The following is an 18798-nucleotide window of genomic DNA, read 5'->3' as shown; positions in this document are numbered from 1 at the left end:
CCGGGTCTGCCGGGCGCTCCTGGTCCGCCGGGCCGCTCCGGATGGCTCCGGATGGTCCGAACGAAGGTGGAAAAGCGGCGTTCTCTGCGCTAAAGTGCCGTTCTGATCATCCAGAACGTCATTTTGATCAAGCTGAGGACGGTGCATGGCCGACGCGCGGGTGCGGCTCGACATCGACGGTCCGGTCGCAGTGATCACCAACGACAACCCGTCGAAGCACAATGCCTTCGACGACGAGATGGATCTCGCCCTGTTCGAGATCCTCGGCGAGCTGAAAGCCCGGCGGGACGTGCGCGCCGTGGTGTGGCGGGCCGAGGGGAAGTCCTTCTCCTCCGGCCGCGACGTCGGTGCCCTCGGCGGCGGAGCCGTCGAGATCAGCCATCACGACCTGATGAAACGCGGCCACCGCGGCATCCTGCAGATCCTCGACCTCGAGGCGCCGGTCATCGTCGCCATGAAGGGCTGGTCGATCGGCGCGTCGTTCCAGCGGGCGCTGATCTGTGACATCCGGGTAGCAGCGGAAGGCGCCCGGTTCATGCTGCCCGAGGTCGGCCACGGCGTCATTCCCGACACCGGCGGAATGGCGCGGCTGTTCCAGATGTGCGGCCACGGCGTGGTCAGCGACCTGGTGCTCACCGGGCGGCCGATGGACGCCGCCGAGGCCCTGGCGCACGGCGTCGTGTCCCGGGTGGTTCCGGCGGACCAGCTCGACAGCACCGTGATGGAGATGGCGGCGAAGATCGCCGCAGCGCCGACCGTGACCGTGAACATGGCACGGCGGGTGATCCGTCACCTGTCGGAACCCGCGCTGCGCTCGTCGATGGCGGACGAGTTGATCTACCAGACGTTCGTCAGCAGGTCGGACGACCTGGCCGAGATGAGACAGGCGCGCGCCGAGGACCGGGCACCGCGCTACACCGGGAGCTGACAGCCTTGACCATGACCATCGGCCTGCCCGAACCACCGGCCCCCGGAGCGACCGCGCTGCCGCCGGGTACCTTCGCCGGAGTAGCGGTGGTGATCACCGGCGGCGGCACCGGGCTCGGGCGCGCCATCGCCACCGAGTTCGCCCGGCTCGGCGCCGACATCGTCCTCGGCAGCCGCAAGGACGCGCACCTCGAGGCCGGCCGGGCGGCGATGGAGGAGCTCGGAGCCCGCGTGCTGGCCGTCAACTGCGACATCCGGGACCCGGAGCAGATCGCGGGGCTGTTCACCGCCGCACAGGAGGAGTTCGGCCTGCCGGGCGTGCTGGTGAACAACGCCGCCGCGAACTTCCCCGTCCCGGCCGAGGAGATGTCGCCCAACGCCTGGCGCACCGTCGTCGACATCACCCTCAACGGCACGTTCTTCTGCGCCCGTGAGTTCGCGCGGCGCCATCTGGCGGCCGGCACGCCGGGATCAGTCATCAACATCGGCGCGTCCTACGCCTGGACCGGGGGGCCGGGGTTCGCGCATTCGGCCGCGGCGAAGGCCGGGGTGAAGAACATGGTCGAGACCCTCGCCGTCGAATGGTCGCCGTACGGGATACAGGTCAACGGGCTGGTGCCCGGCATGTTCCCGCATGAGGACCAGACGGCGGACATCAAGGGCAACCTCGCCCGCAGCTCCGACAAGGACGCGACCCAGCCCGCGTTGCGGGTCGGGCGCCTGCGGGAGCTCGGCTGGGCCGCCACCTTCCTGGCCTCGCCCTACGCGCGTTTCATCTCCGGCCACACGCTTGTCGTCGACGGGGCCAACTGGCAGCGGCGATCGCTCACCAACCCGGCCGTGGTCACCGTCCGGGATCAGATGGGCCGCGGCCCCTTCGCACCGTGACAGCGCCGCATAACGTCCCGCCGCCGAACGTCTCGCCCCCGGAGCTCCCGCCACGGGGGGTCGAGCGGGCGCTCGCCCGTCAGCGGCACCGCTACGAGGACGAGGTCGAGCGCCTCATCGACGCGACCTTCCGGGTCATGCGCGAACGCGACACCGCCAATCCGTCCGTCAGCGACATCCTGGCGGCCTCGGGTCTGTCGACGACCGCGTTCTACCGCCATTTCCCGACCAAGGACGACCTGCTGCTCACGCTCCTCGAACGCGCGCACGACATCACCAGGCGGCACATCGAGGAGCGGCTGGCCGCCGAGAGCGACCCGGTCCAGCGGATCGCCGAGTGGGTGCGGGCGATGTTCGACCTGCTGCGCACGGACGACCTGGTGGTGGCTAACCGGCCGTTTCTGCTGGCTCATCCCAGGCTGCTCGAGCGGTTCCCGGCGGAGCTCGGCGCCTGGTTCGACGCCCTGATGGCACCGCTGGCGACGGCGATCGCCGACGCGAGGCGAGCGGCACCCGGGGCGCCCACCCTGCCGGCAGCACCCACCCTGCCGCCAGCACCCACGCCGTCGGCGGCACCCACACTGCCGGACGTGCCCGGGCCCGACGCCGCGGTGGACGCGCGCCTGGCGATGCAGCACGTCTTCGGCATCCTCGTCGATCACGCGGCGCTGCGGCGCCGGCTGGAGGCGCGGACGGTGGATTCGGTGATCTCCTACACCTGGCGTGCCGTTCTCGCCGCCGGCCCGGCGACTCCATCCTCGTGACGAGCTAGGGGCGCGCGGATGGACATTCGGTTGAGCGGCGAACAGCGGATGCTGGCGGACCTGGCCGCGCGGATCGCGGCCGATCTCGCACCGGGCGGCGTCGCCGCCCTGGCGCCCACCGCACGCGGGGACGGGGACGAGGCCCGCTGGTCGACCCTGGTCGAGGCGGGTTTGGTGGCCTTGCACATTCCGGCGGAGCGCGGCGGTGCTGACGAGGGCGGTGCTGACGGGGGCTGCGCCGATGGGGGCGGTGCTGACGAGGGCGGCGGCGATGGGGGCGGTGCCGGCGGAGGCGGGGTCGTGGCGGCCGCGCTTGTCGCCGAGCGGCTGGCGGGAGATCTCGTTCCCGTGCCTTTCGTGGGCGCCGCCGTGTGGGCGCCGACCCTGCTCGCCGCGGCCGGCGACCGGGCGGCGGTACAGGCCGTGGCCGCGGGCACGCTGCGGCTCGCCCCGGTTCTGCGCACCGATCTGACCGGGCTCGCCGGTCCGGGTGAGCCCGGTGTCGCCTTTGACGCCCAGGGCGCCGACGCGGGTCTCCGGCTCGGCGCCGGCGGCTGCCTACGGGCGGTGCGGCTCGGTGAGTCGGCCGGCGGCGCCGACCTGACGAGATCGATGTGCCCGGTCCCCGCCGACGCGCCGGCAGCCAGCGGGATTCCCCCGGTCGGCGGGGCGCTCACCCGCGACGATCTGGCCCGAGCCGAGGCGGTCGTCCTCGCGGTGCTCGCCGCGGACCTGCTCGGGGTGATGGGCCGCGCGCTCGACGACGCCGTCGCCCACGTCCGCGGGCGTGCGCAGTTCGGCGTTCCGGTCGGCTCGTTCCAGGCCGTCCAGCACCTGGCCGCGCATGGCGCCGTCCTCGTCGAAGGCGCGCGCAGCTCGATGTGGCACGCCGCCTGGGCGGCCGGTGAGCTGCCCACCGCCGACGCGCTGCTCGCGGCCCGGCAGGCGAAGGCGTTCTGCGCGAGCGCCGCCCGCGAGGTCGGTGAGATCGCCATCCAGATGCTGGGTGGGATCGGCCTCACCTGGGAGCACCTGGCGCAGGTGCGGCAACGCCGCATTCTGCTTTCCCGGCGTGTTCTCGGGGATGAGAACGCCCAGTACGCAGCGATTGCCGCCACCCGGCTGGCCGGTGTCGGCGCGGGCACGGGCTCGGAATCGGCGGCGGAACCGGGAACAGAACCGGGAACAGAACCGGGAACAGAACCGGGAAATGAATCGCGCGCGGGAGCAGGAGCGGGAGCGGGTTGATGGACTTCTTCGACAGCCCCGCGGAGGAGACGTTCCGTACGGAGCTACGTGCCTGGCTCGCCGCCCAGCAGGTCACGCCGCTGCCATCCGATCCGGACGCGCGCATCGAGGCACTCGGGCAATGGCACCGGAAGCTGGCCGCCGCCGGATATGTCGGCCTGACCTTCCCGGTGCAGTACGGCGGACGCGGGCTCGCCCCAACCTTCGACGCGATCCTCAATGACGAGCTGGGGTTCGGCGGCTATCCACCGCCGCCCGCCATCCACCACATCACCAATGCGATCCGCCTGTTCGGGTCGGATGCGCAGAAGGCGCGGCACCTGCCGGGCATGCTTGCCTGCACGGAACGCTGGTGCCAGGGCTTCAGCGAGCCGGATGCGGGCAGCGACCTCGCGTCCGTCCGTACCCGTGCGATCCGCGGCACCGACGGCGAGGGCCGCGACGTCTACCGCGTGCACGGCCAGAAGATCTGGACCAGCGAGGCGCTGTGGTCGCAGTGGTGCCTTCTGCTGTGCCGGACCGAGCCCGACAGGCCGGCGCACCGCGGACTGTCCATGCTGCTCGTCCCGCTGGACCTGCCCGGCATCGACGTGCGTCCCATCGTCACCGCCGGCGGGGCCCGCGAGTTCGCCGAGGTCTTCTTCGACGACGTCCAGGTGCCCGCAGCCGGTTTGCTGGGCGCGCCGGGGCAGGGCTGGGCGATTGCCATGCAGCTGCTCGGCTATGAACGCGGGCCCGGGGACATCGGCTGGGTCGCCCGCCTGATGCGGATGCTCACCGTTCTCGAGGACGACATCCGTTCCGGTCGGGTGGTCACGGATGAGACCGGCCGCCGGGATGTCGCCCGCGCCTGGGTGACGCTCGAAGCGCTCCGGCTGCACGTCGCGCGGACACTTTCCGCCCGCCTCGACGGATCGCTGCCGGGCCCCGAGGGCTCAATCGACAAACTGCTCGTGACGGAGGCCGACCAGGTTCTCAACCACGTCATCATTGATCTGCGCGGAGCGGTCCCGCTGCTGGCCGAGGAATCCTGGCTCGATGCCTATTTCTGGTCGCGGGCCCAGTCGATTTTCGGCGGGACCCAGCAGATCCAGCGCTCGATCGTCGCCCAGCGTGTGCTCGGCCTGCCGAGATGAAACCGCGCGCCGGGCCGGGCGGCGGCCCGGTGGCCCGGTGCCCGGCGGCGGACGGACCAGAACTTTCGGGGTGTGTTGATCCACAGGACGGTGGTCGGAACGGCCTCCCGGTTGCTGAACTGGTGGGCTCGCTCGCTCTTTGAGGGACGCACCGTGCCCGCACCGGCCTCCCTGCCGACCGCCGGCTGCTCCAACTGATCGGTGGTGCCGTGCCCGGAAATCCCTGACGGGCACGGCACCACCGTCGGCCGATCGTCAAAGCAACGGGAGGATCGCGATGCCGACGGTTCCGCGGGCCGTGTGCTTCGCCCGGTACATCGCGCTGTCGGCCGTTCTCAGGAGGTCACTGGGATCAGTGCCGCCGGCGTGGGTGAGGGCGACTCCGACAGTTGCGCTCAGGCCGATGAGATCGTCACCGTGGTGCACCGGGTCGGCCAGGACCTGCCGGAGGCGACGTGCCACGGCGGTGGCCTGCTCCTGGTCGGCCGCACCGAGAACCACGACGAACTCGTCACCGCCGAGCCGGTAGGCCGTGTCGCCGGGCCGGCAGGCGTGGACGAGCCGGCGGGCCACGGTGCTCAGGACGACATCCCCGGCCTCGTGGCCGAAAGCGTCATTGATCTGTTTGAAGCGGTCCAGATCGACGAACACGATCGCGGTGGTGCCCGCACCGGGCCGGAGTGCGTCCAGGAGCGCGGTCCGGTTGGGCAGGCTCGTCAGCGGGTCGTAGCGCGCCTGGCGCAGCAGCTGATCCTGCATGCTTCTGCGTGCGGTCACGTCGTGAATGGTTGTCAGCCGTCCGCCGATATCGGGGTGGGCGAACTGGTCGGAAGCACGGAGGTCGAACCAGCGGTACACCCCGTCAGCCCCCCGAAGCCGGAGATCGCGCACTGTCGTGACGTCAGTGGGCGGGCTGCGGCCGGTGTCGTCCGCCGGGGCGAGCGCGCGTCGAAGCTGGCCGATGTCGTCGGGATGCACCATGCCCCACTGCTGCCCCCGGACGGCATCGGCGTCGTAGCCGAGCAGACGGGTCACCGCGGAGCTGACGAAGGTGACGTTGGCCTGGCGGTCGGTGACGAGCACGATGTCGTGGACGTTGTGCAGCAGAGCGGACAGCCTGTCGTTCTCCCGGCGTTCCGCCTGGGCGAACAGCCGGGTCGCGAGCGCCAGCCCGAACACGGTCGCCGCCACCGAGCAGATGAGCAGCGCGTTCTGCCACGACTGGTCGGGGCGCAGCCCGGACCGCACGGCCGAGGTCGGAAGTTCCAGCATGACGTACCCCCCGTCGGCCAGGGCGGGATCACGGACGGCGAACGCGGTGGAATCCTGTTCGGTCGTCGCCGCCCTCGGCAGACGTACCGCGCCGGAAGCGGGCAGTGTGGCCAGGACCGCGGGGTCGGCGAGGCGGTGGCCGATGAGCCCGCGGTCCCAGGAGTACCTGGCCACGCCGTTGACGTCCAGTTCGGACAGCCCGCCCGTCGAGCCGAGGCCTACCGACCCCACCGCCTCGTACCCCAGTTGCTGCGGTGAGATGTCGGCCCGCATACCCATGGAGACCACCGCGATCGACACGCCGTTCCTGAGCACCGGGAACAGCGAGTAGTTCCAGTAGGCCCCGTCGACCGACTGCACCGGCAGGTTGCCGACGCGGCCACTCAGCGCGGTGGCGAACGCCGGGTCGGCGGCCCGTACCGGGTTGGGCGCGCCGGTGGGCGCTGCGTCGATGACCTGGCCGTCTCCGCTCATCAGCGCCACCGCCATGCCGTCGGACGGCGCGGCGAACTGGTTCAGCACGACCTCGTTGGTGGCGGACGGGGTGAGCGTCCACGGCACGGCGGAGATGGCGGCGATCAGGTTCTTCGTGGCGCCCGACGCGTCGTTGTAGCGTGCGGAGCCCTCCGCCACCTCGGCGAGCTCGCCGAGCCGCGCCTGCATGGCTCGGCGTTCGGCCGCCCGGTCCAGACTGAGGGCGGTTCCCACCATCACGGTCAGCAGGACCGCGGCGAGGGCCAACGGCCCCCAGGTCTGCAGTCGCCAGGCGAGGCCGCAGTGCCCGCGACCGGCCTTCGCAGCCGGCTGGTGCTCTCTCTGCCGCGGCCGCGCGGCGCCGGCCGGGCGAACCTCTCCGGCGGCGACCCCGCCGCTGGGGAGGTTCGCGGCGGTGCCCTCCTCGCCGGGCGGGACCGCTCGGGGAGCTGGCTCTACCTCACTGAGCGAGATCGGAGCCGACTGCGGTCGGCCCGGACGGGCGGGGGCGGCGCACTCCTCGATCACCCAGCGACTGCCGCCGCCGCGTTTGGCCCGGTACATGGCGTGGTCAGCCTGCCGCACCAGCTGGTCGGGGCTGACGCCGACGCGGGTCGAACCGTCCGGAACGACCGCGCCGACGCCGACGCTTGCGCTGACGCCGACGCCCAGCCGCCGATCATCGACTGTGATCGGGCGCGCGAGAAGGTCGACGACGCGAGCGGCCACGCGGATGGCCTCGGCCCGGCCGACGCCCTGGAGGAGGACGACGAACTCGTCCCCGCCAAGACGTCCGACGACGTCTTCACGTGGCGAGTTGCCGGCACGGTCACTCCTGGTGCGCACGGCGTCGACGAGCCGGTGGGCGACGACCCGCAGAACGTCGTCACCCACCTGGTGACCGTGGGTGTCATTGACCGCTTTGAACCCGTCGAGGTCGACGAACAGCAGGAAGACGGAGGCGTTGGTGGCGACTGTCGCGGCCAGAGCGCTGTCGACCGCGGCCATCACCGCGGTCCGGTTGGCCACACCGGTCAGGCCGTCGGTATGCGCCTGGTCGGTGAGACGGTCCTGGAGATCCTTGCGAGTCCCGATCTCATGGCAGGTGACCAGGACTCCGCCCACGGCGGGATCGTCGCGCAGATCGGCGGCCTCGACGTCGAAGCAGAGCCATCCGGTGGGGCCGATCGCGGGGGAACCCCGCGCGTCGCGCAGGAGCCTGACATCAAGCTCCGGCGGCAACCGCGGGTTGTCGATCAGAGCCCGGACGCGTGGCACGTCCTCGGGGTGGACGAGGTCCGTCAACGGCTGGCCGAGATCGGCCTGCGGAGTGCGGCCGAGCAGGTGGCGGCCGGCCGCGCCGACGAAGGTCAGCCGGTGGCTGTCGGGCTCGGCGACCAGGACGAGATCGAGCGTGCCGGACAGCAGCGCGTCGGTGCGCGCCCGGCGGCGTCGCGCCGCATGGGTCCAGAGCACCCCGAAGAGCGCCAGAGATATCAGGCAGGCGGCGTACACCGTGGCGAGGGTGATGTGACGTTCTCGCTGATGTTCACGCAGGTCGGCGTAGAGGTCGGCCTCGCGGCGCTCCAACAGGAGGTGGTAGCCCGTGCTGGGGACCAGGTGCGCGAAATGGACGACCCGGTCGTCGCCGTGACCTGTCGTCCACTCGCTGGTGGTGTCCGCCGCGATCCTGGCCAGGTCGGCCGGGGCTGTTACCCGCGTCCCGATCAGATCCGGATCCCAGGCGTTCACCACGACTCCGACGCGGTCGATCTTGTAGGTGCCCTCGTCGGCGACGGTCTGGGCGAAGGCCTGGAACTGGGAGTTGTCGTTCGCCGTCACCAGGACCGCCCATGGCCGCGCCCCACCGACCGGCGCCGCCGTGGCGACCAGCTTCCTGCCGGCCAGGTCGAACAGGTTCGACGCGGCTGCTCTGCCTGCCAGCGCCGAGTCCCAGGCATCCCCCAGGTCGGTGACGGTCGGTGACGGCTGCGCCGGGTCGAGGCTGGTGATGACCGATCCGTCCGGTGTGTACAGCGCGACGGCCTGGTTCGGGACCAACGCCGGCGAGTTCGTGAACAGTCGCAGGAGCTGCCTGTTGAGCGCCGGGTCGTCATGCGCGAACGGAGTGACGGCCACCTGGTCCGCGAGCAGCTGCGGATTCTCGAGAAGGTTGGACATGTTCGCGAACTGGCCGACCAGGCGCTCCCGGTCGGCCAGCCGCTCGGCCTCCTCGGCCGCCAGCCGGACCCGACCCAGCACGACCATGGCGATGCCCTGCCCGGCGAGAAGGCACAGCACGCCCAGCAGCAGCAGCCGGACGTGTCGGCCCTGGGTGCGCGGGCCCAGTGGGCGGACCCTGCCAGCCGACGGTCCGCGGCCGGTCATGTGGGTCCGCGTCGCCGGCGCGGGAACCCCCGCCCGCGGTGTCCCGGAGCGCGCGCCACCCTGGGAGCCTTCCCGGATTCGGCCGACAGGATGCACCAGCGTCGAACCCGCTGCTCCAGGAGGTGCCTCTGGTGTGAAGGTGCCTCTGGTGTGAAATGCCGCCTGTCCGGGCTTACACCGGGTGCTGACGACGAATGTCGGGCCGAAGTCGCCCACGGTCGCCTTCACACAGCGGGATGGGTCGGACGGCGCCGCCGGTCGGGCGGCGCCGTCCATTCAGGGATGTCGCCCGATCAGCGACGTCCTGCGTTCACTCGCGTTACCTGCACTGGCCGGAGCGCGGGCCGCCGGCGGTGTTCCCGACCTGCTGCAACGTCGGTTCGTTGCCGCTGCAGCTGAGCGGGCCGGAGATCTGGTTGTAGCTGAATCCGGGCACGATGTCGCCCGGCAGCGGGCCGCTGCCGCTGTTGTCGGTGATCTTCGCCGGGCCGCCGACGGTGTTGCCCGAGGCCTCCAGGCCGCCGGAGTTCCCGGTCAGGGTCAGCGGCCCGCTGACGGTGTTACCGGCGCAGGCGACGGCGTCGCCCGGGTCGGCGCCGACGAGCACGAAGCCACTGCTGTTCCTGATCGTCACCGGGCCGCTGATCGTCGTCTGGCAGATGGAGACGGCGACCGCGCCGTCCGCGGTCACCGGCCCGGCGAGAGTGGCGCCGGAGAGGGCCAGCGCGCCGCCGGCCTTCACGGTCACCGGCCCGTTCTGCCGGCCGCCGGGGCCGAAGCACAGGGCCTGGCCGGCCGCGACCGTCAGCGGGCCGTTGCGCGTCGTGGTGACGCACGGCTGGCTGAATCCGACGGTGACAGCCGTCGGAGCCGAGGTGACACTCCCCGAGTGGGCCTCGTCGCCGCTGTAGTTGACGGTGATCGGGTGCGTGCCGGGCTGCAGCCCGCGCAGGCTGACGCCGGCGGTCCCGTCGACCAGCGTCGCCGTCGCGAGAGCGACGTCCCCGTCCAGGAAGGTGACGGTTCCGGTGGGAGTGCCGGCGTCCGCCGGTGTCGGCGCCACGGTGGCGGTCAGGTCCACGGCCTGCCCGAACAGCGGCGTGGACGTGCTGGCGCCGAGTGAGACCGACGACCCATAGCGGAACGAGACGGTGGCGTGCCCGCCTCCGTGGTTGACACCGGACACGAGGGAGACGTCCGTCAGCGTCGGCGCGGCATAGCCGCTGCCACCGCCGCCGCCCGCGCCGTAGTAGTTGCCCGGGTTGCCGCCGCCGGAGCCGCCACCGCCGCCGCGGTAGCCGCCACCGCCGCCACCACCGCCGTTGCCTCCCCCGCCGCCGTTTCCGCCGGGGCCGCCGCTGCCCGGGTTGACCTGACTGGTGACCGGGTCGAGGTCGCCGCCCGCGATGCCCGGGCCGCCGATGACGGTGTTCGGGCTACCGGCGCCGTGCGCGGTCTGGGTGGCGCCTTTGCCGGCCAGCCCGGAGCCGGCGGGGCCGCCGCCCTCGCCGCCGTCAGCGCCGGCCAGGCCGCCGCCGTCACCGCCGTGCAGCAGGGGGCCGCCGTTGCCGGCGCCACCCCCGCCGCCGGCCACCATGATGCGGTCGTTCGGGCCGAAGGCACCGACACGCACATCCGAGCCGCCGCCGCCGGCCCCGCCACCGCCGTGGGCGCCGCCACCGCCCCTTCCGTGCCCGATCCCGCCGTCGCGGGCGAACTCGCCACGCCGGGACGATCCGGGCACACCAGCCGCGCCGACCGTGATCTGCAGAACCTGCCCCGGGCTCACGGCCACGGTCGCCCGGGTCTGCCCACCGAGGCCGCCCGGAGCCCCGGCGTTCACCGGGTTCGGGGTGACATACCCGGCCGCGCTTCCGCCCTCGGCGCCGTACAGGTCGATGGTCACGCTGGTGACGCCGTCGGGAACGGTGAACGTGTCGGTGCCGGCGGTGGTGTAGACGCAGGACGGCGCCGGCGCCGCCGTGAGAGCACCCGCCGTGCCGCAGGCGGCAAGGCCGCCGCCGGTCTCGGCCGCCGAGGCGGCGGTAAGGGGAAATACGAGTGGAACCGCCGCGGCCGCCGCGACGACACCGACCAGAGCACCGGCCGTCCCGGTGATTCGGCGTCTGCGAACGAGTGAGCCTTTTCCATCGTCGGTTCGGGCCTGTGACCTCGGCCCGACCACCGCGAGATGGAAAAGGCTCAATGGACCACGCTTCAAGGAAGTGCACCGCCTTTTCGGGCCCGGGCGCTGTCGCCCGGGCCCGTGATAACCGCAGATAACAAAGGGACTAACAGTGGGCCTTTTCCATCGCATGACCCACGGCCGGGAACGGCCGAAGGCCCGAGTCGACGATGGAAAAGGCCCACACCGGGTCAGGGGGTCGTAGCAGAGGTCAGACGCCGTCGTCGGCGCACAGCGCCCAGGCCTCGGTATAGGTGTTCGGCGAGCTCGTGCCGCCGGTGTGGCTGTAGGCCGTCCAGTAGGACGCGGTGGTGGTGCCGTCGGCGACGGCCGTCCCGCCGGAGTTGCTCGGGTAGCTGCCGTTGAGGTGCGTCCCCTGCGAGCCGGGCCCGGTGAAGGCTGTGGTCGTGACGCTGCCGCCGCTGACGGCGGCGCCACCGCTGATCAGCTTGCCGTCCTGGCCGCCGCAGCCGACGGTGGCGGTCTGCCCGGAGGTCGCGGACGTCGGACCGCTCACCTCGGTGTACCGGACGGTCACGGTGACGCCGCTGACGTTGATCGAGTTACCGCTGCAGATCGCGTAGGCGTAGGTCGTGTTGCCGCTGTTGCCGCCGCCGCCGTTCCACCCGACCGCCGACCAGGCGTTCGGGTTGGTCTCTCCGTTGCCTGCCGCGATCTGGCCATAGCTGTGGGTGGAGTCGTTGAAGGTCGGGAAGCTGGCGATCGGCTTGAGGCTGCCGATGCTCGCCGGTGTGGTACGCGCGCCTCCCCCGAGCAGGACCGTGTTCGTCGGGCAGACCGCTGTCACCAGGCCCACCGTCGACGCGCTCGCCGGGCCGGCGACCTTGTTCATGACCACCTGGGTGTGATTGATCAGGTTGCTGGTCACGCACATCGCGTAGGGCGTGCTGGAGAACGCGGCGTCGGCCGCGCCACCCGCCCCGCCGATACCGAGCCAGTAAGCGATGTCGGTCCCGACGACGCCGGTCGTGCCGGTGTACTCGGTGCTGCCGTCGGGGCTCGGCGAGGTGCCGTTGACGTGGTTGCCGTTCGACACCGTGCCGGTGCCGATGGCCTGGTTGATACCGCCGCCGAAGGCCAGGCCGCTTGCACAGTCCGCATGGGTGGAGATCTCGGTGAAGGGGGTCCCGGGGCCGCTGGTCGCCCCTGGTGTCTTCACGGTGACGCCGACGGTGTTGGCATGTGCCGCACCGGGAAACGCCACGGCCAGTGCCACACCGAGGGCCAGCGTGCAGCTGACCCTGCGTGCGGGCATGCCAAAGAGCCTTGTCATCGGTTTCCCCCTCGTGACCTTCGCTTCGGTGCACGAGCGAGCGACCGTGCCCGTCCCCACCGGCGAATGACGTCTGTGTGAAACGCAGGATGTGCGACGCTGCACTACATCCGCTGATGCGGAGCAATTGATGACTATAGACCGCACCTACGGAACTTGTGGCAGATTGCTACGACTCACCTGTAGGAGCTGACACGACGAACCGCTGCTCCGGGCAGGTGGCCTCGGTCGCACGATGCCGCTGGCGGACGTCAGCAGCCTCGCGAGATCACTCTCGGTGATGTTGCGGGGTCGGTCAGGCGGTGGCGCCGCGGCGCAGGGAGCGGTACAGCAGCTGGGCGTCGCCGAGGCGGCGGCGTAGCGTTCGTTCCAGGCCGGCGATGGGGTAGAGGTTCTGCGGGGCGCGGGCGTCCTTGAACTCCTGGGACGCGAACCGGGGCAGCGTGGCCTGGCTCAGGTCCGCGAGCTCGACGGCATGTTCGACGGACGTGCCGGAGCCGCACTCGACCCGCACGATGCCCGCCCAGGGCGCGCCGGGGCGGCAGGGCAGGCGCAGGTACCAGCTCGGGCGATCCCAGCTGCGCCCCACCGTGAACACCGGGGTGCGTTCCCCCGGTCCCAGCCGCCCGACGACGGCCAGCGGCGGGCCTTCCAGGTAGGACGAGTGATGGGTCTTGACGAAGCCCAGCGTGCGGGGGAGTGCGCCGGCATGCAGGGGGCCGTCGACGACCAGCAGCGCGTCCGTGAAAGCTCGGTCGGCCCCGTGGGCTTCGGTGGCCGGGAACGGGTGGTGGGCCCGCAGGTCGCGGTGGGCGCCCAGGGCGGTGGTCATCTCCAGTCCGCGCAGTTCCCGCTGGAGGGCGAGGTTCAGGTCGTCCGGGCCGGTGCCGTCCGTCTGATGCAGGTGGTAGGTGCCCTCGGCGGTCCTGACGTCACCGGCCTGGCGAGCCGACGTGAATAGGCCGCGGCGCACATGCGCGGCCAGCAGGTGGGCACCGGCGCCGCAGCAGCAGACGACACCGCCCGCGTAGGAGGCGCAGATGGCCGGTGCGGCGATGTTGGCCGCGGGGGCGCCGGCCGCGGGGGCGCCGGCCGGCTCGGTCTCGTGGATCCAGGCCCGGGCCTCGACACGGCGCACACCGTCGACGAACAGCACCGCGGACGGCGGCGTCACAGCGAGACCACGGGCCGCCGGGGTGGGGACCGGTCGCCAGGCGGGCACCGGCACCTCCACGCCGGCGTTGGCCGGCGTCTTCGACTCCTTCAGGCCGTCGTCGGCGACGGAGGTGCCGTAGCTCGGGTCCCAGGCGTCGACACTGAACCGCATCCCGCCCACGCCGGCCCGCGGGGCCGGCACCGCGGACGCGGTCGTTGCGGCGGTGGTCCGCCGGTGGCTGTCATCGCTCACGTGGACTCCCTCCGGATGGTGGAGGTGCGCTGGTCACGGGTGACGGCGAAGCGTACCGGCACCCGTTCGGCGAGAGCGCCGACGTGGGTGACGATGCCGACCATCCGGCCGCGGCCGGCGCTGGTCCCGCCGCTGGCGAGGTTCTCCAGCGCGGTCGCGACGACGTCCAGGGTGGAGTCGTCGAGGGTGCCGAAGCCCTCGTCGAGGAAGATCGAGTCGAGCCGGGCGGCGCCGGCCGCCGCCATCGTCGTCAGCTGCGCCGACAGGGCCAGGGCGAGCGCGAGGCTCGCCTGGAACGTCTCCCCACCCGACAGGGTCCGTACCAGGCGGCGCGAGTCGGCGTCGGCGTGGTCGACGACGAGGAACTCGCCCTGTTCGTGGGTCAGCTCGAACTGGCCGCCGGACAGCTCGGCGAGGGTGACCGACGCGTCGGAGACCAATGTGTCCAGCGCCGCGGCGACCAGCCATCGCTGGAACCGGTTCGAGCGCAGCAGAAGATCGAGCTGGTGTGCGACCTGCTCCTCCTCCCGCGCGCGGGCCAGGTCGGCACGCAGCGCGGCGGCCTTGGCACGTCGCTCGGTGACCCGACGAAGCTCGGCTTTCGCCTGTTCCAACGCGGACGACGTCGCCTGGGCCGCGGCATCTCCGACGGACCGCCCGCCTGGCCTGGGCCGTGGCACGGCGTCGGAGACGATCCCGCCGCGTGGCTGCCGCTGCGGCTGCGGCGGCGGGCTGTCCTGCCTCGGCAGCGGGATGCCGTGCGCGACGAGGACCTCGGTCAGCGCTCGCGTCACTGCCTGCCCGGCCTGCTCGGCCTGGCTGACCTGTGCGCGCAGGCCGGGCAGCTCGCGCTCGCGCGCCGACGACTCGGCTGCCGTCCAGCTGGTGAGCGTCGTCCAGCCGGCGAGCAGATCCTGGCCGTCGACCGTGGGCGCGCCGAGCGCGACGACGGTGTCCCTGGCGCGGGCGAGCACGGTCTGGGCGTCGCCGCGGGCCCGCTGCGCGGCGCGCAGGCCGGCCTCGGCGGCATCGGCGTCCGCCCGGGCGGCGCGCAGGCCCTGGTCCGCTTCCGTGACCGCCCGGTCGAGCTGGTCGAGCTCGGCGAGCGCTGCCGTCACCTCGTCGGCGGGAGGGGCACCGGCGAGCGTCGCACGCAGCTCGGCGACCTGGCGTTCGGTGGATGCCAGGCCGACCGCCGCGTCACGCTCGGCACCGACCGCCGCGAGCTGGTCGGCTTCCGCCTGCCCGGCGGCCGCGTCGGCGTGGTCGTATGCGCGCCGGGCGTCGTCGCGGGCGGCGCGGGCCGCGGTCTCCTCGACGGCGGCGGCGGTCAGCCGCGCTTCCCGCCCGGTTGCCTGGTCCTCGGCCCAGGCGACCAGCCGCGCCCAGCTTCCGGCCAGGTCCGATCCGCTCCCGCCCCCGCCATCGCCATCGCCCCCGCCATCGCCGTTGCCACCGGCACCGATACCGGGCCCGGGTCCGGGTCCGGTATCCGCGGGCTCGTCGGTGAGGACCGGAGCGCCGAGCACGACCAGCGGGTCGCGGGCGGATGTCAGTGCGGCGCGAGCCTGTGTCTCCGCCGCGGCGAGCTGGGTCACCACCTGACCGGCCTGGTCCGCCGCGCGGCGCGCCGCGGCAAGCTCCTGCCCGGTCCGGGCTACCTCCTGCTCGCGGTGGGCGATCTCGGTGAGTCCCGCGTCGACGCCGGCGGAGTCCGGGGCGTCGGCGAGGGCAGCCCGCAGGTCGTTGACGCGTGCGCCCAGCTGGTGTGCCTGCAGGCCGGCGGCGAGCTCGGTGCGGTCGGCCTCGGTCGCGCGCTCGTTCGCGAGGTCGAGGGCCGCGGTGGCGTCATCCAGCGCCGCCTGCGCCATCGCGAGGGCCGCGGGCGCCCCCGGCTGGCCGTCGCCTGCGGGCTGGCCGTCGCCCGTGGCCTGGGGGCCGGCCGGCTGCCGGCTGCCGGCCGTGGGCAGGGTGACGACGGTCTGCTCGCACACCGGGCACGGTTCGCCCGCGACGAGGTGCGAGCGCAGCGCACCCGCCAGATCAGCGGTTCGCGCGTGTTCCAGCGCCCGCGCGGCCTCGTCGCGGAGCTGTCGAGCGATCTCGACGGCGGCGACCGCGGTGTCCCGGTCGGCACGGGCCGCGGTGTGGACGGATTCGGCTTCGGCGCGGGCGACGAGCTGGCGGGCGAGATCGTCGTGGTCGGCGCGGGCGCGTTGCAGCATGGTGCGGTCGGGGGTGGCGGCGAGCGCGGTGCGGGCGTCGTCGTCGGCCCGTTCGGCGTCGTGGCGGCGCTCGGCGGCGCGGTCGGCGTCGTGCCGGGCGGCACGCAGCTTCCCGGCCAGCTCGACCACGCCCGCCGGGGTGCGCACGGCGGCGAGCAGCTCACGTTCGGCTCGCAGCCGGGCGACCTCGTCAGCCAGTGCCTGGGAGGTCCGTTCCGCGGCGTCCCGCGCCGCGGCGGCGGCCTCACGGGCGCTTCGGGCGCCGGCAACGGCCTGCGCCACCCGGGTCAGCTCGTCCCGCGCGGCGACGTGCGCGGCCCGGGCCCGAGGGAGATCGGTGAGGGCGGTCGCCAGGCCGTCGTGGTGGCGGCGGGCCTGCTCCAGGGGAACGCGGTCGGGCGCGGCGGCGACCGCGGCGCGGGCGGCGGTGTCGGTCCGCTCGGCCTCCTGCCGGGCTTGGGTCGCGTCGCCGGCCGCTGCGACGGCCCGCGCCAGCCGGGCCGTCAGCTCGACGACGTCCCCCGGCGCCCGGATCGCGGCGAGCAGGTCGCGCTCACGTTCGACCCGGCCCAGCTCGGCGGTGGCGTCCGCGGCGACGTTCGCGTGGGTGGCGAGCTCGGCTCGGGCCCGGTCCACCTCGCCGGTCAGGGCGGTCAGCGCGTCCACCCGGCTGCCGGCGGCGAGCTCGGCGTCCTCGGTGGCGTCCTGGTAGCCGGCGAGCTGCTCGTCGAGCACCGCGGCCCGCTGCCGGCGGTCACCGGCGCGGACGGCGGCCGCCGTCCGGACCTCGTCGTAGACGCCGAGACCGAGCAGCCTGGTCAGGATCCGCTGCCGGTCGGCGGGCTTGGCGTGCAGGAACTCGGCGAAGTCGCCCTGCGGGAGCACCACGCAGGAGCAGAAGTGCTCGAAGCCGAGCCCGAGCAGGGCCTCGACGGCCCCGGTCACCTCGGAGTCGGCCGCGACGACCTCGGTCGCCTCGCCGGCCGCGCCGAGCCCGCCCGGGTCGAGCAGCTTCTCCAGCCGCGCGCCGCGGACGGAGACGGAGCCGCTGGCGGACCTGCGCAGCTCCCGGGCCACCACATACCGGGCACCGGCGGCGTCGAAGACCAGCCGGACGGTGCCGCGTACCGCCGTCGGGGCGAGGGCCAGTGACACCAGCCGGCGGTCGTTCCACCGTGGCACCGAGCCGTACAGCGCGAACGTCATCGCGTCGATGACCGTGGACTTCCCCGACCCGGTCGGCCCGACCAGCGCGAAGTAGTCGACCTCGGTGAAATCCACCGTCGCCGGGTCGCGGAACGAACCGAACCCGGCGATCTCCAGCAGTACGGGACGCATCAGCCCTGCCCTCCGACGATCTCGTCGTGCAGGGCGGCGAACAGCGCCTCGACCCGCTCGTCCGCGACGCCCTGGGCGCTGAGGTACTCACCGAACAGCTCGGCCGGCCCGCGCTGCCCGCCGTTGGACGGGCGGCTGGGCCGGTCCCCGTCCACCGGCCGCGCGAACTCCGGGTCGATGCGGACCTCGAGCGCGTTCGGCAGCAGCTCCTGCACCTCGTCCCGCAGCCCGGCCCGGGCCGGCTCGCGCACCAGCACCCGCAGCAGCGCGTCGCCGTACTCGACGGCCTGGTCGCCGAGCTCCGCGACCGTGCCGCGCACCGTTCGCAGCCGGCGCCCGGCCGCGATCGGGACGTCGATCCCGCGGGCGGGGATCCCCGGTGCCGCCTCGACGACCCGCACCACGGGGGTGTTCTCCTCCTCGCCGAAGTCGAGGGCGAGCGGTGAGCCGCAGTACTCGACGGGGCAGGGCGCCGGCAGCGTCTGCCGGCGGTGCAGGTGCCCGAGGGCCACATAGTGCGCGTCGGCGGGGAACGCGGTCGCCGGCACGAAGTAGTCGAAGATCGACTGCGCGAGCCGTTCGCCGCCCCCGAACCTCCCGCCGACGACGGTGAGGTGCGCGAGCACCACGTTGACGGCGTCGTCGGCGAAGCCCGCGGCGAGGCTGGCGAGCAGGTCCCGCACCGCCTGGTCGTAGCGGCCCGTCTGCTCGGCCGGGGTCTGCGTCACCAGCTCGACGGCCCGGACGGCGTACCGCTGGGACAGGAACGGCAGCACCGCCACCCGTACCGGCTCGCCGCTGCCGCGGGCCACAAAGGAGATCACCCCGCCCTTGTCCGCCCGGCGCGGGGTGCCGACGAAGGTGATCCCCGCCGCCGCCATCAGCGGGCGGTACGCCTCGAAGGACCTGGCATGGTCGTGGTTCCCAGCGATGACGATCACCTCGGCTCCGGTGCCACGCAGCCCGAGCAGCGCCTGGATCGCGAGTTTCTGTGCCTCGGCCGACGGCGCGGCCGACTCGTAGACGTCGCCGGCGACCAGCACGGCGTCGACCTCGTGGGCGCGGGCGATCCCGACGATCTCGCGCAGGACCGCCTCATGGTCGTCGAGCCGGCTGCGGCCCTTGAGCGACTTCCCGATATGCCAGTCGGATGTGTGCAGGAACCTCATGGCAGCGGTCCTTCTCGGCGGGGCGGGCGTGGCCGGGCGGGTCAGATCGGCAGCGGGTCAGAAAGGCAGGTCAGAACGGCAG

11 protein-coding genes are annotated in these 18798 nt (G+C 73.1%); 5 read left to right on the top strand and 6 right to left on the bottom strand.

Features of this window, described 5'->3' with window-relative positions:
- The first annotated feature begins 145 nt into the window (after positions 1-145).
- Genes ACG83_RS25040 through ACG83_RS25020 form a run of 5 tightly spaced genes read left to right on the top strand, consistent with a single transcriptional unit; the run spans position 146 to position 4963 of the window.
- Positions 146-928: an enoyl-CoA hydratase/isomerase family protein gene (locus ACG83_RS25040; protein WP_054568725.1), complete on the top strand. Its 783-nt coding sequence runs from the start codon at positions 146-148 to the stop codon at positions 926-928.
- Between the two features lie 11 nt (positions 929-939).
- Positions 940-1815: an SDR family oxidoreductase gene (locus ACG83_RS25035; RefSeq protein ID WP_152991528.1), complete on the top strand. Its 876-nt coding sequence runs from the start codon at positions 940-942 to the stop codon at positions 1813-1815.
- Positions 1812-2579 (top strand): TetR/AcrR family transcriptional regulator, encoded by a 768-nt coding sequence (locus ACG83_RS47635; protein WP_054568724.1) that lies wholly within the window; start codon positions 1812-1814, stop codon positions 2577-2579. The genes ACG83_RS25035 and ACG83_RS47635 overlap by 4 nt, the downstream gene beginning before the upstream one ends.
- 30 nt (positions 2580-2609) lie before the next feature.
- Complete coding sequence (locus ACG83_RS25025) at positions 2610-3827, top strand: acyl-CoA dehydrogenase family protein (RefSeq protein ID WP_152991517.1); 1218 nt, start codon at positions 2610-2612, stop codon at positions 3825-3827.
- Entirely contained in the window at positions 3827-4963 is a 1137-nt protein-coding gene (locus ACG83_RS25020) for an acyl-CoA dehydrogenase family protein (RefSeq protein WP_054568722.1), read from the top strand. The genes ACG83_RS25025 and ACG83_RS25020 overlap by 1 nt, the downstream gene beginning before the upstream one ends.
- 255 nt (positions 4964-5218) lie before the next feature.
- Here ACG83_RS25020 and ACG83_RS25015 read toward each other — a convergent pair whose 3' ends face one another.
- The 6 genes from ACG83_RS25015 to ACG83_RS24990 form a co-directional block, all read right to left on the bottom strand.
- A complete protein-coding gene (locus ACG83_RS25015) occupies positions 5219-9097 on the bottom strand; it encodes a diguanylate cyclase (RefSeq protein ID WP_054568721.1) in 3879 nt (1292 codons plus the stop codon).
- A gap of 319 nt (positions 9098-9416) precedes the next feature.
- Positions 9417-11303 (bottom strand): Ig-like domain-containing protein, encoded by a 1887-nt coding sequence (locus ACG83_RS47775; RefSeq protein ID WP_054568720.1) that lies wholly within the window; start codon positions 11301-11303, stop codon positions 9417-9419.
- A gap of 190 nt (positions 11304-11493) precedes the next feature.
- The gene (locus tag ACG83_RS25005) at positions 11494-12576 is read right to left on the bottom strand and encodes a hypothetical protein (protein WP_054568719.1); all 1083 of its coding nucleotides are present in this window, start codon (positions 12574-12576) and stop codon (positions 11494-11496) included.
- A 295-nt stretch (positions 12577-12871) separates the two neighbouring features.
- The gene (locus ACG83_RS25000) at positions 12872-13984 is read right to left on the bottom strand and encodes a hypothetical protein (RefSeq protein ID WP_083473545.1); all 1113 of its coding nucleotides are present in this window, start codon (positions 13982-13984) and stop codon (positions 12872-12874) included.
- Positions 13981-17547 carry an AAA family ATPase gene (locus tag ACG83_RS47770; RefSeq protein ID WP_054568718.1) on the bottom strand — a complete coding sequence of 1189 codons (3567 nt, stop codon included), beginning with the start codon at positions 17545-17547 and terminating at the stop codon, positions 13981-13983. Before ACG83_RS47770 ends, ACG83_RS25000 begins: the two co-directional genes overlap by 4 nt.
- A complete protein-coding gene (locus tag ACG83_RS24990; RefSeq protein ID WP_054568717.1) occupies positions 17547-18716 on the bottom strand; it encodes an exonuclease SbcCD subunit D in 1170 nt (389 codons plus the stop codon). The genes ACG83_RS47770 and ACG83_RS24990 overlap by 1 nt, the downstream gene beginning before the upstream one ends.
- Positions 18717-18798 lie beyond the last annotated feature (82 nt).

It is taken from the genome of Frankia sp. R43 (assembly GCF_001306465.1).
GTDB classification, from domain to species: domain Bacteria; phylum Actinomycetota; class Actinomycetes; order Frankiales; family Frankiaceae; genus Parafrankia; species Parafrankia irregularis.
Note: the sequence above shows the minus strand (reverse complement) of the source record. Positions and strands in the feature narration are given on the sequence as shown.